This is a genomic window from Flavobacterium sp. JLP, from assembly GCF_015350755.1.
In the GTDB taxonomy this organism is placed as follows: domain Bacteria; phylum Bacteroidota; class Bacteroidia; order Flavobacteriales; family Flavobacteriaceae; genus Flavobacterium.
In genome coordinates this window covers 669378-682735 of sequence record NZ_JADKPS010000001.1, presented here as the reverse complement: position 1 = coordinate 682735, position 13358 = coordinate 669378, and the positions used below count along the sequence as shown (strand labels likewise).

The following is a 13358-nucleotide window of genomic DNA, read 5'->3' as shown; positions in this document are numbered from 1 at the left end:
AACTAAAAGTGGAAATAAAGTTGTTAATAAATCATTGAAATAAGTGTAAGTAAATAGCTGAAAAAATTTCAAAAAACCGTATCTTGGCACGCTTTGAAACTAATGTAATTATTAAAACATAACAACTTATGTCTGAAGGAGAAAAGTTAATTCCTATTAACATTGAAGATGAAATGAAATCAGCTTACATCGATTATTCGATGTCAGTAATTGTATCAAGAGCGCTTCCGGATGTTAGAGATGGCTTGAAACCAGTGCATCGAAGAGTTCTTTACGGAATGTATGACTTAGGAGTAACATCAAGATCTGCCCACAAAAAATCTGCGAGAATCGTAGGAGAGGTATTAGGTAAGTATCACCCGCACGGAGATACCTCTGTTTATGATGCAATGGTGCGTATGGCTCAAGAGTGGAGTATGCGATATTTATTAGTGGATGGTCAAGGTAACTTTGGATCTGTAGATGGCGACAGCCCTGCAGCAATGCGTTATACTGAGGCCAGAATGCGTAAGATATCAGAAGATATTATGGCAGATATCGAAAAAGAAACAGTTGATTTTCAATTGAACTTTGACGATACTTTATATGAGCCAAAAGTAATGCCAACTAGAGTTCCTACCTTATTGGTAAACGGTGCAACAGGTATTGCAGTTGGTATGGCAACTAATATGCCTCCACACAACTTAACAGAAGTTATCAATGGTACATTAGCATACCTTGATAATAACGATATTGAAATAGATGAATTAATAACACATATTAAAGCGCCAGATTTTCCAACTGGTGGTGTAATATATGGTTATGAAGGTGTTCGTGAAGCTTTTAAAACGGGTAGAGGACGTATTGTAATGCGTGCAAAAGTTGGTTTCGAAGAAGTTGACGGAAGAGAATGTATTATTGTTACTGAGATTCCATATCAGGTTAACAAAGCCGAAATGATCAAACGTACGGCTGATTTAGTTAATGATAAAAAAATTGAAGGTATTGCCAATATTCGTGATGAGTCGGACAGAAACGGTATGCGTATCGTTTATATCTTGAAACGTGATGCTACGCCAAACGTAGTTTTGAATACCTTATATAAGTTTACTTCATTACAATCTTCTTTCAGTGTAAATAATATTGCACTTGTAAAAGGACGTCCTCAAATGTTGAATCTAAAAGATATGATTCACTATTTTATTGAGCACCGTCATGATGTTGTAGTTCGCAGAACGCAGTTTGAATTGCGTAAAGCTGAAGAAAGAGCACATATTTTAGAAGGTTTAATTATTGCTTCTGACAATATAGACGAAGTAATTGCTATCATCAGAGGTTCTAAAAATACAGAAGAAGCTCGTGAAAAATTGATCGAAAGATTTAATTTGTCAGATATTCAGGCTCGTGCTATTGTTGAGATGCGTTTACGTCAGTTAACAGGTCTGGAGCAAGATAAGCTAAGAGCTGAGTTCGAAGAATTAATGAAGTTAATTGAGCACTTAAAAGCTTTATTAGCAGATGTGAATCTAAGAACTGCTTTAATCAAAGAAGAATTGGAAGAAATTCGTGAGAAATATGGAGATGCCCGTCGTTCTCAAATTGAATATTCTGGTGGAGATGTAAGTATCGAAGATTTGATAGCTGATGAAAATGTAGTAATTACCATTTCACACGCTGGTTACATCAAACGTACCAACTTAACAGAATACAAAACACAGAATAGAGGAGGAGTTGGACAAAAAAGTGCAGGAACAAGAGATCAAGATTTTCTTGAGCATATGTTCGTTGCAACCAACCATCAATATATGATGTTCTTTACCCAGAAAGGAAAATGTTTCTGGATGCGTGTTTACGAAATTCCGGAAGGAAGTAAAACAGCAAAAGGAAGAGCAATTCAGAACTTGGTAAACATTGAAAGTGATGATAAAGTAAAAGCTTTCATTTGTACCCAAGACTTAAAAGACAAAGATTATATTAACAGTCATAATCTTGTAATGGTAACAAAACAAGGCCAGGTTAAGAAAACTTCTTTAGAGAAATATTCTAAACCTCGTGTAAACGGTGTTGCTGCTATTACTATTAAAGAAGGAGATGAGCTTTTAGAAGCAAAATTAACAGATGGAGAAAGCCAAATTATCTTAGCGGTTAAGTCTGGGAAATTGGTTCGTTTTGAAGAAACCAAAACTCGTCCGATGGGAAGAACAGCTTCTGGAGTTCGAGGAATTACCTTAAAAGATGATACTGATGAAGTAATTGGTATGGTTACTGTGGGTAAAAATGATGTTAACGATTCTCAAATTTTAGTTGTAACTGAAAATGGATACGGAAAACGTACCAAACTAGTTGACGAAGATGGAGAAGATGTTTACAGAATCACAAACCGTGGAGGTAAAGGAGTTAAAACGCTTAATATTACAGAGAAAACAGGAAAATTAATTTCAATTAACGCTGTAACAGATGCTGATGATTTAATGATCATTAATAAATCTGGATTAACAATTAGAATGGCTATTGAAGATTTACGTGTAATGGGTCGTGCAACACAAGGAGTTCGATTAATTAACTTAAAAGGTAAAGATTCTATTGCTGCTGTAACAAAAGTTATGAAAGATGATGTTGCAGAAGTTGTCGTTGACGAAGATGGAAATGTTATTGAATCTGCTATCGAAAGAGTTAAGCCAGATTTAGAAGTTCTTGAAGATGATGGAACTGCAGAAGATGATGAAGATGATGATTCTGAAGAAGAAGTAGAAGACGAAGACGATTCTGAAGAAGAATCAGAAGAATAATAACCACAGAAAATTAAAATTAAATACACAAATTGAATATTATGAAAAGTAAGTATGTAATACTAGCGTCAGCATTATTGATTTCGGTAGCTACTTTTGCTCAAAAAGATCAGATTAAAAATGCTGAAAAAGCTCTAAAAAGTGGAGATGCTCAGGGAGCAATTGCCATATTGAAAGATGCTGAAAACCTAATAGTAAATGCCAAAGATGTTGAACAGGCACAATACTATTTTGTAAAGGGTAACGCTTATTTAGATTTAGCAAACAAAAAAGTAGAAGAAAGTAAAAACTTATCTCTTGCTGCTGAAACCTATAAAACATTAATTGATGTTGAAAAAACATCTGGAAAACAAAAATACTCAACTCAAGCTGCAGCTTCAATTACTGAAATTAAAGGAAAATTGATTAATTCTGCAATTGCTGATACTCAGGCTAACAAACATTCTGAAGGAGCTAAAAAATTGTATGAGGCTTATGCATTAGACAAAAAAGATACAATCAATTTGTATTATGCAGCTTCTACGGCTGTTAATGCTCAAGATTACAATACTGCATTGCCAATGTATGAAGAGTTGAAAAAAATAAACTATTCTGGAAAAGGTACCAGTTATACGGCTGTAAATAAAATTTCAGGTAACGAAGATGGTTTTAATACTGCAAATGAAAGAGATTTGGCTGTAAAATTAGGAACACACGAAAAACCTAAAACTGAAGCTATTCCATCTAAAAGAGGAGAAATCTACAAAAACTTAGCGCTAATTTTAGTTCAAAAAGGAAAAATTGAAGAAGCTAAGAAAGCAATTGCTGATGCAAGAAAAACGAACCCAGAAGATACTTCTTTGCTTTTAACAGAAGCTAACTTGTATCTTGAAACTAAAGATTTTGATCAATACAAAAAATTAGTTGGAGAAGCTTTGCAAAAAGACCCAAACAATCCTGATTTGATCTTTAATCTTGGAGTTATCAGTGCAAATGCAAAGAACCCTGCAGATGCTGAAAAATACTACTTAAAAGCTATTGAAATCAAACCTGATTACACAAATGCTTATCTTAACCTTGCTGCGTTAAAATTAGAAGCTGAAAAACCAATCATTGACGAGATGAATAAATTGGGTACTTCTGCAAAAGATATGAAGCGTTACGATGAATTAAAAGCAAAAAGAGAAAATGTCTTTAAAGGTGTAATTCCTTACCTTAAAAAAGCAAATGAGTTAGATCCTAAAAATGAAGATGTAGCTAAAACATTGCTAGGTGTTTACAAAGCATTAGAAATGACTGCTGAAGCAAAAGCTTTAAAAGCGACAATGAACTAATATTCGTTATTAGTCTAAAAATAAAAAACCATCCCGTTTTACGGGATGGTTTTTTTATGTTCAAAAATTACTGTACTAGCTAACTAGAGTTGCTGTAAGCGTAATAGTAGTATTTAAAAGTTTTGAAATCGGGCAGATTTCTTTTGCTTTAGCAGCAGTAGCAGCGAATTCTTCTTGTGAAATAGAAGGAACTTTTCCTTTTAGATCTAAATGAATTAAAGTAATTGATCCGTCTTCAAAAGTTACTGTCGCTTCTGTAGCTAAATCATCAGCGGTAAATCCAGCTTCATTCAATAAAAAGCTCAACTGCATTGTAAAACATCCTGAATGCGCTGCTGCAACAAGTTCTTCAGGATTTGTTCCAACTCCGTCTGCGAATCTCGTTTTAAATGATAGTTGTGCCTTATCTAAAGTAGTACTTTGTGTGCTTATTGTTCCTTTTCCCTCCATACCGGTTCCTTGCCAGTTGGCGTTTGCTTTTCTTGTAAATTTCATTTTTCTAGTTATTAGAATTAATAATTTATTTTTATTGATTGATTATCAATTGGTATCATATTATCAAATATAATCAATATTTTTCAGAATAGTTTTATGAAATTTAATGGAGAATGTTAAGTTTAAGGCTTTATTAAATGAAATGGGATAAAAGCTTTGCTTGCTTTGCAGTTAGAAAAAGACCAGAAACAAAAAAGGTGCAATGAGTATTTCATTACACCTTTTGATAACTTATATAAACTCAAATATTATTCTTGATTTAAGTTTCTTAATTGTTTCAGTTTGTCTTTCCAAACTTCAAGACTTTCTTTATGAATAGCGATGTTTTTGCGGACTTCAAGAACAATTGAATTCTCTTTTTTTGCGTTTTTAGTATTCGTAAAAAACTGAATATTATTTTCTAACTGAAAAATTTCATTCTGAACTTCTTCAATTTTGCGCATTAGAAAAATCTTTTCATTATCTAATTTACGTGTATCATTGCTGTCAGATAAAGAATCAATTCGGTTAGAGAAACGCATCATTTCAGTTTCTTTCTTACTCAAACTTAATTTTTCAAAAAGAGCATCTAAAATTTTATTGAATTTTCCTTCTATATGACGTCTTGCAAAGGGTACTTTTCCATAACCTTTCCAGATTTCGATATGTTTTTTAATAGCGTCTAAGTCAGTCTTGTGATCTCCTGTTAATTGATAAGCTCTCAATACATCTAAATAAGCTTTTTTGTTGTCAAAAGCAGTAACTTCATCAACATTTTCTTCAGATTTATGCTCTTTTAATTTATCAAAATAATGGTTGCAGGCATCTTTAAATTCTTTCCAGATTTTATCTGAATATTTTTTAGGAACATGACCAATTTGTTTCCACTCCTCTTGAATTTGCTTCATAACTGGAGTAGTAGCGCCAAAGTCTGTACTTTCCTGTAATTCTTTAGCTTTTGCAACCAAAGCCATTTTTTTGTTTAAGTTGTCGTTTTGATCTTTTTTAATGTCTTTGTAAAACGAGTTTTTAAACGAGTTGAAGTTTCTAACAGCCGTTTTAAATGCAGCCCAAGTTTCTTCATTAACTTCAGAGGGCACTTTTCCGGCAGCAAAAAACTCATTTCTAAGTGCTTCTACTTTCTGAATTTGTACCAGCCATTGCGAATGAGACCCCACTTTTTCAGTTCCTAAAACCTCAATTGTAGCAATAATTCCTTTTTTAACTTCAAGATTTTGTTGCTCGTTTGCTCTTTGGCTTTCAAATAAAACCTCTCTTTTATCGTGAATTTTTTTAGTCAATTCACTAAATTTATTCCAGATAACATCGCGGTGTTCTTTAGAAACAGGCCCAATATCTTCTTTCCATATTCTGTGTAAATCCTGCAATTCGCGAAAAGCTTTACTGATGTCAGTTTCGTTTGCCAATTCTTCAACGCGAGCAATTATTTTTTGCTTTTGATCTAAGTTGTATTTAAAATCTAAATCTCTGGCTTCACGGTCTAAATGCAAATAATCATAAAAATTTTCTACGTGAAAATGATAATTATTCCAAACGTGGTTGTATTTGTCTTTTGGAATTGCACCTGCATTTTTCCATCTTTCTCTTAAATCATTAAAATGCTTAAGAGTATCTTTGATGTTTTCTTGCGGATTTATAAGTTCTTTTAATTCCTCAACTATAGCAAGTCGATTCTCTAAATTTGTTTTTAAATTGGATTGTAAATGTTTAAAATGAGCATTTCTTTTTTCTCTAAACACATTATAGTATTCATCGAATTTAGATTTTAGTGGAGAATGATATTCAAATTCTTCGTTAGGATCTTGCTTTGAAGCATTAAATTCTTCTTTTTTCTCTTCAATTAAATGATTATATTGTAGTAAGAACGACTTTTTGATTTCTTCAATATGATCTTTTACAGACATTACCTTGTCTGTATTAATCAGTTTTCTAAGTTCATCAACCAAGGCATCTAATGAAAAAGTATCATAATCCTGCATAGGAATATCATGGCGCTCTTTTAGCGTTTCATCTTCGCTTTCCTCAGCATTAGAATTTGTGATGGCATCGAGTGCAGTCTGATGATTATGTTCATCATTTTCAACAGTTTCTGATGTGTTTTCTAAGTCACTTTCAGTAGTAGAACCCACATTTTCAGCTGCTGCTTCAGAACGTAATGTTTCAGTTGCATCATCTTGAGTAGAATCGCTAATTTCGATTCCTAATTTTCCGTCTGCATCTTGCAGGTTATCATTCTTTTCTTCTAACATTTTAAATGTGTAAGGTTTTTATTTTAAACAGTGCGAAAGATAGTAAAGGTGTTTCTAAATACAAAATAAATCGTTTGTTTATACGCTATTTTACGATGAAATTCTTATTCTTTGCCCTAATTTGAGATTATCATATTGGTTTTTTTACTGTTTTTTTGAAGTAAATTTAAATTTTGAATTATTAAAAATTTTAGAAATATCGAAGCAAAACGTTATTTAAAATTGATTTATTTTTTAATTATTAATCAAAATAAAATTAAAACGCCAACTTCTAAACCATAATTATATGATTTTTCTCCTCCAAAAGCGACGCTGGGATGAATGTATACCAGATTGTTTGGAGTTATCTTTCGGCCAAATTCTAAAAATGCATTATTTTGAAATCCTTCTAATGTATTGTTATATCTAAAGGCAACATCAGCTGCTAGCCAGTTTTTTCCAAAAAAATGTAAAAGCACATTTTCATAAGCAGTAGTGTTTACATCTGATCGATTTCTCGAACCTGCAATACTTCCTTGATATTCTAATGAAGAAAGCCATAAAAATTGTTTCTGCATAAAATACCTTCCATAAATAACAGCAGGAATAGCTACCCATTTTCCGGTCCCAAAACTAGGATCTACAGCTGAGTTAGAATTTATTCTTAGCCGAAAAGCAATTCCATTACTTTTTTCTAAATAAGGAATATAGCTTACGCCGGCTCCGACATCTCCAATTCCGGTTTTATTTACTGAATTTGAATTGGCTGAAATTAATGGAAGATCAAACCTGAAGTTCCAAGCACCATTACCAATAGGATGAAGAAATCGTAATTGTGTGGTATTGAAGGAGCCATTATCAGTATCCAGATACTCATTAAAAAGCAAAACTGTTTTTAGAAAGTAATTGTATCTTGGTTCTGAAAAAGGACTGTTTGATTTATCTTCTTGTCCTTTAGCAGAAAAAGTAATTAAAAAACTAAGGAATAAGAATAATTGAAATTTATTCATAACTACCTATAAATGAGCAGTCTAAATTACAAAAATTACTTTAAGATTTTATGTACAGCAGTCTTTTTTATTTATTCCATATTTTCCAAGCTTTTTCGGCTTGAAAAATAAGCATATCATATCCATTTTTTATAGTTGCACCTCTTTCTTTAGCATTTTTTAAAAATTGGGTTTCTGCAGGATTGTATATTAAGTCGTAAGCGATGTGCTTTTCTGTAAAAAACTCATAAGGTAGGTTGGGACAGGCTTCGATATTCGGACTTGTTCCTACTGGTGTACAATTGATTATGATTTGAAAATTATCAAAAGTAGTGGCGTTTATCAAATCATAATCAATAATATTTTCTTTAGCTTCTCTTGAAACAAAAGTATAAGGAATATCTAATTCTTCAAGAGCATAAGCAACACCTTTTGATGCGCCGCCTGTGCCCAAAATAAGTGCTTTTTTATGATGCGGTTCTAACAACGGTTTTAATGATTTTTTGAAACCATAATAATCAGTGTTGTAGCCTTTCAATTTTCCGTTTTTGGTAAATTTGATAGTATTTACAGCACCAATCAGTTGTGCTTTTTTTGATAGCTTATCTAAGTAAGGAATTACCTGCTCTTTATACGGAATCGTAACATTTAAACCCTTTAAATCAGGATTATTTTTAAGTAATCCGCTCAAATGACTTATTTCAGAAATGTCGAAATTTTCGTAGCTATTGCCTGCAAAAACTTCGTCACTAAATTTTTCTGTAAAATATCCCTTTGAAAAAGAGTAACTTATATTACGGCCTAATAAGCCAAAACGCCTTCTTAAAATATCAATCATTATTGTTTTCTATGTTTTTCAATATAATTTTTTACCATTTTTTTTGACCAAACCACAGGAAACAAATCTTCAATTAAGATATAGTTGTCAAAGTTTAAACGCAAGCCATTGCTTAAGTGAAATTTTGCTTTTGTGTTGTCTTGAATCATGAAATACAATCCAGCTAAACGGTATTCGATTTCGTTTTCTTCCGGAAAATATTCTGATGCCTGTAGCAAAGTTTGAATAGCACTGTCAAATTCTCCTAAAAATTGAAGAATATCTACCCAGAACAGCCAAGTGTCTAAGGCATAATCACCAAATTCTACTGCTTTTCTGTATCCAAATTCAGCTTCTTCAAAAAAGTTCATTTGTTTATTGATTGTTGCATAACGCTTCCAATAAAAACGATTTTGATTGTCAATTGCTAATGCTTTATTTACAAAAAACAACGCTTTCTGAAAGTTTTTCTGGCGAACATAAAAGTCAGTAATGGCAATCCAGCCTTTGTCTAAAAGCGGATCTTCATGTACAGTTTGATTGTAATATTGAAGTGCTTTTACAGAATTCCCTAGCTTTTCATAACATTTTCCAATACGCAATAATGCATAAGAAGTTGCATCGTCAAGTTCGATTGTTCTGTTGTAGCTTTCAATAGCTTCATTGTATTTTTTAAGACGTTCGTAAGCTTTTGCTTTTTCCATGAAAGCACCCAAAAATTCTTCGTCAATCAGGGTTGCATAATCAAAAGCACGAATCGCGTTTTCGTATTCTTTTACGCCATAATGCAAGCGCCCAAGCTGATGCCAGGCAATTTCGCTGTATGGGTTTTTATTAATATAATCGTTAAGATATAGAATAGCTTCTTGGTTTTGATCTAAAAATTCAAAACAATACACTACGTTATATAAGGCAGATTGATCTTCTAAATCTTCTTCAAGACATTTGATAAAACTGTCTTTCGCCATCTCAAGGTTATCCATAAAAAGATATTCCATTCCAATCAAGTTGTACACATCAGCGTAGTCGTCAGTATATTGCAAAGCAATTTTAAGCAATTCTACCGCTTTTTCGTGTTGATCTCTTTTAGAACAAATATTGGCTTTCTGGATGTAAATTTCCTCGTTGTTAGGTTCGATTGCATATAACTCATTTAAGAGCTTTTCGGCGATCTCTAGTTTGTCGTCGTAAACCAACATTTCTACTTGTACTAATTTTAAGCCCGTAGATTTTGGGTGTTGGTCTAATGCAAGTTTCAAGGCCTTTTTTGCTAAATTAGCCTTGCCTATATCTAAATAATGAAGAATTATTTCTTCAAATTCTTCAGAATCAAAAAAGAGTACTTTGTTGGTTTTCAACATCGACTCAAATTTGGATAAGGATAGGTTATAATCTTCTTCTTCGTTGCTTAATTGCATACTGTCTTTATTTGAAATTAGCCTGTTATAAATTTAGGCAACCATATTCTTGTTGTGAGGTAAGGAAATTAATTGTTTTGAACAATTTAATTAACAATATGGACAGAATTTTCATTCTGTTTTACGTTATAATCTTTTGATTTGTAAAAGATTAATTTAATTAATATTCTAATTTATTAGGCTTTATTCCTGCTTCATGATTTCATCCATTACGCTTAAAATTATTGCGCATCCTTCTTTTATTTCTTCTTCAGAAACGGTTAATGGCGGTGTTATTCTAATAGCGCAACCTTCAAACAGCAGCCAGAATAAAATAAGCCCTTTTTCCTGACAGTTCAAAATAACATGATTTGTTATTTCAGCAGTTTCTGTCATGGCGGCAAGCATTAATCCTTTTCCTCTAACTTCCTTTATCAAAGGGTGTACCAAAAGAGATCTGAAGAGTTTTTCCTTCTCTAAAGTTTCTGCCATTAAATTTGTTTCAGTTAATTCTTGCAAAGTAGCTAAACAAGCTGACGCAATGACAGGATGACCTCCAAAAGTGGTGATATGGCCCAACTTAGGATTTTCGGTCAGTAGGTCCATTTTTTCTGCAGCAGCAGTAAAAGCACCAACCGGCATTCCGCCACCCATTCCTTTACCCATGACCACAATATCAGGAACTACATCGTAATTTTGAAACCCAAAAAGTTTTCCAGTTCTACCGAAACCTGGCTGAATTTCATCAACAATCATCATGGCTCCAACTTCATCACAGCGCTTACGGACTTTCTGAAGAAAATTATCATGAGGCTGAATAAATCCGGCGCCTCCTTGAATGGTTTCTAATAAAATAGCGGCTGTTCTAGTCGTTATTTTTTGTAAATCTTCTTCGTTATTAAAAGTGATAAAATCAACATCTGGAAGCAAAGGACGGAAAGCTTGTTTTCGTTCTTCGAATCCCATAACACTCATAGATCCCATTGTGTTACCATGATAAGCGTTATGACACGAAATAAGCTGGCTGCGTCCTGTTGTTCTTTTCGCTAACTTCAGTGCGCCTTCAATCGCTTCTGTTCCTGAATTTACTAAATATGTTTTATTTAAAGATTCGGGCAGGAGTGAAGCCAATAATTTACAATATTGCACGGCTGGACTTTGCGAATATTCTCCGTAAACCATTACATGCGAATACTTGTCTAACTGATCTTTGATAGCCTGATTTACTCGCGGATGCTGATGTCCTAGCGTACAAGCCGAAACTCCAGCAACAAAATCTAAATATTTTTTCTTGTTTGTATCGTAAATATATGAGCCAATGGCATGCGAAACTTCCATTCCTAAAGGATAAGGAGATGTTTGTGCTTGATATTTTATAAAATCTGGATTCATTTTTTTGAGATTCTAAATTAGTTCATTGTCTCAGTTTTCGGTCCCAGTCTAAAACTGAAAAACTGCGACTGAAAACTATTTTTTAGTCTTTGTATTTGCTTTCGCTGTAGTCGCTTTTACTGCCGGTTTCTTTTTGTCGTAATCGCGCGTTTCCTTCCTTACTTTCATAGGGACGTTTTCCTTTGCTTCTTCGTCTTTGCCTTCTTTTATTAGCTTATCATTCATTTCATTATCCTCAGCACTAAAAATATCATCTTTCGATTTTATTCTTTCATCACCGCGCCAGACAAGACCTCTTAACTTTCTCGCATTTTCAGGCAAATCGGCTTCTGGATAAATATCTCCATCAACTTTATTAAAAAAGGTAATGGTTTCTACGGCATTATTTTCCAGAATCAAATTGATCTTACTGCTGACATTTTTATTAATTCCGATAAGCTCATTGGCGTCATTCCACATATAATAAATGACTTCGGTGTTTTTGATTACATCAACGTCATGCAGTTTTCCGTCTCTAAATTTCCCAAATAAATTCAGTCCTTTAACTTGATTAAATCCTGTTCCGAGCGTATCCCGCGAAACGAGAAATGTATTATTGAGCACTTTTAGCGAATCTAATTTTTTGGTGTTGTTATCGCCAATCAAATGTATAACATCGCCGGTAATCTGATTGTCGCCGTTCCATAAAATCGGATTTCCAATCAGTTTTGTCAAGGCAGTTTTTGAATTTGAGTGAATCGAATCGCATTTACCGCTCATATCGGTCTTGAAAAACCGAACATTTTTATAAGCTCTTAAAATTCTTTCGCCTTCTTTTCCGGTAACCATTAACTTTTGTCCATGAATGTAAACAGAATCATTCTCAACAAGGTTCACTGCTACAGCTCTTTTAGTGACAAACATCGAATCTTTTAGTTTGTAAACTTCTGCGTAATGTCCTTTAACAATACCGCGATTGATTGAATCTGTGATTTTTACATTTCGAGTTGCCGACGCAAATTCTATATTTCGATTATAATATAAACTATCGCCTTCAATTAGCCTGTCATCATATCTGATGTATGATTTCCGTAAAAAATGAGCTAAGTTTTTTTTCGTATCGTAAAAGCCTTTTTCTGTATAAATATAATTGGCTTTGCTCGTAATGGTAGAAGGACCGAGCAAATAAGTATGTCCAGAATTACTGTAATAATCCAAATGATTTGATTTTACAACATATTTAGGATTTGTTAGGGTTACTTCAGTCAAAAACTGAAACTTCTTTTCTGCAACAAAATACCGCCCTGATTTGCTTACAAGTGTATTATCTTTATTAACAATAGTTCCTTTTGTATTGTAAAAAACCTGCTGTACATTTCGGTCAAAATTAATTGTATCTGTTTGTAAAGTCGCATCTGGAGAAGTCATAACAGCATCGCCGGTTGCAAATGCTTTTTTTACATTTCCGTTATATTCTGCATATTTGCTATTTAAAAACAAGGTATCACCCTGTACTAATTGCACATTTCCAAAGGCTTTAAGATAGTTTTCTTTCTGAAAAAAATATGCTTTGTTGCAAGTTAGTACAACTCCGTCATGATTTACTTTCACATTTCCGGTAAGCAAAACGGCATCAGGCGCTGTTGCTTGATCAACATCTAAGAAATCAGAGTGTTCTATAATGATTTTTTTTGGTGCTTGGGCAAAAATGGTTTGTACGCTTAAGAAAAGCAGACAAGAAAATATGAAAAAGAGTGATTTCTTCAATTGATTAAATTTTTGTCAAATTTATGAAAAAGGATACAACCTTATATTGTTATTAGGATTAATTTATAATGTTTCTTTTTAAGGTACAAAGGTTCAGAGGTACAGAGGTTCAAAGTTTTTTTTTTGATCATGGATTCTTTAAACCTTAAAAAAAATCGACTTGAGAATTGATTTAAGCAATGATACCCTTGTTCCTTTGAATTTCTTCTTAAT

9 protein-coding genes are annotated in these 13358 nt (G+C 33.1%); 2 read left to right on the top strand and 7 right to left on the bottom strand.

The window, feature by feature from the left end:
• The first annotated feature begins 128 nt into the window (after nucleotides 1-128).
• Nucleotides 129-2768, top strand: coding sequence for a DNA gyrase subunit A (gyrA, locus tag IRZ83_RS03080; protein WP_029269388.1), 2640 nt, complete (start codon nucleotides 129-131; stop codon nucleotides 2766-2768).
• Between the two features lie 41 nt (nucleotides 2769-2809).
• Complete coding sequence (locus IRZ83_RS03075; protein ID WP_194566769.1) at nucleotides 2810-4081, top strand: tetratricopeptide repeat protein; 1272 nt, start codon at nucleotides 2810-2812, stop codon at nucleotides 4079-4081.
• A gap of 75 nt (nucleotides 4082-4156) precedes the next feature.
• Here IRZ83_RS03075 and IRZ83_RS03070 read toward each other — a convergent pair whose 3' ends face one another.
• The 7 genes from IRZ83_RS03070 to IRZ83_RS03040 form a co-directional block, all read right to left on the bottom strand.
• Nucleotides 4157-4576 (bottom strand): OsmC family protein, encoded by a 420-nt coding sequence (locus IRZ83_RS03070; RefSeq protein WP_029269391.1) that lies wholly within the window; start codon nucleotides 4574-4576, stop codon nucleotides 4157-4159.
• Between the two features lie 248 nt (nucleotides 4577-4824).
• The gene (locus IRZ83_RS03065; RefSeq protein ID WP_194566767.1) at nucleotides 4825-6825 is read right to left on the bottom strand and encodes a DUF349 domain-containing protein; all 2001 of its coding nucleotides are present in this window, start codon (nucleotides 6823-6825) and stop codon (nucleotides 4825-4827) included.
• Nucleotides 6826-7070: 245 nt separating this feature from the next.
• Nucleotides 7071-7814 (bottom strand): lipid A phosphoethanolamine transferase, encoded by a 744-nt coding sequence (locus IRZ83_RS03060; protein ID WP_194566765.1) that lies wholly within the window; start codon nucleotides 7812-7814, stop codon nucleotides 7071-7073.
• Nucleotides 7815-7881: 67 nt separating this feature from the next.
• Nucleotides 7882-8631, bottom strand: a complete 750-nt coding sequence (locus IRZ83_RS03055) for a shikimate dehydrogenase family protein (RefSeq protein WP_029269397.1) — start codon at nucleotides 8629-8631, stop codon at nucleotides 7882-7884.
• Nucleotides 8631-10028 carry a tetratricopeptide repeat protein gene (locus IRZ83_RS03050; protein ID WP_194566764.1) on the bottom strand — a complete coding sequence of 466 codons (1398 nt, stop codon included), beginning with the start codon at nucleotides 10026-10028 and terminating at the stop codon, nucleotides 8631-8633. Before IRZ83_RS03050 ends, IRZ83_RS03055 begins: the two co-directional genes overlap by 1 nt.
• A 183-nt stretch (nucleotides 10029-10211) precedes the next feature.
• Nucleotides 10212-11399 carry an aspartate aminotransferase family protein gene (locus tag IRZ83_RS03045; protein WP_194566763.1) on the bottom strand — a complete coding sequence of 396 codons (1188 nt, stop codon included), beginning with the start codon at nucleotides 11397-11399 and terminating at the stop codon, nucleotides 10212-10214.
• Between the two features lie 75 nt (nucleotides 11400-11474).
• Nucleotides 11475-13145, bottom strand: a complete 1671-nt coding sequence (locus IRZ83_RS03040; RefSeq protein ID WP_410505336.1) for an OstA-like protein — start codon at nucleotides 13143-13145, stop codon at nucleotides 11475-11477.
• Nucleotides 13146-13358: the final 213 nt, after the last annotated feature.

Bases quoted from the DNA above. Each gene is read 5' to 3' on its own strand.
- gyrA (WP_029269388.1), top strand. From the start codon at position 129: ATGTCTGAAGGAGAAAAGTTAATTCCTATTAACATTGAAGATGAAATG.
- IRZ83_RS03075 (WP_194566769.1), top strand. From the start codon at position 2,810: ATGAAAAGTAAGTATGTAATACTAGCGTCAGCATTATTGATTTCGGTA.
- IRZ83_RS03070 (WP_029269391.1), bottom strand. From the start codon at position 4,576: ATGAAATTTACAAGAAAAGCAAACGCCAACTGGCAAGGAACCGGTATG.
- IRZ83_RS03065 (WP_194566767.1), bottom strand. From the start codon at position 6,825: ATGTTAGAAGAAAAGAATGATAACCTGCAAGATGCAGACGGAAAATTA.
- IRZ83_RS03060 (WP_194566765.1), bottom strand. From the start codon at position 7,814: ATGAATAAATTTCAATTATTCTTATTCCTTAGTTTTTTAATTACTTTT.
- IRZ83_RS03055 (WP_029269397.1), bottom strand. From the start codon at position 8,631: ATGATTGATATTTTAAGAAGGCGTTTTGGCTTATTAGGCCGTAATATA.
- IRZ83_RS03050 (WP_194566764.1), bottom strand. From the start codon at position 10,028: ATGCAATTAAGCAACGAAGAAGAAGATTATAACCTATCCTTATCCAAA.
- IRZ83_RS03045 (WP_194566763.1), bottom strand. From the start codon at position 11,399: ATGAATCCAGATTTTATAAAATATCAAGCACAAACATCTCCTTATCCT.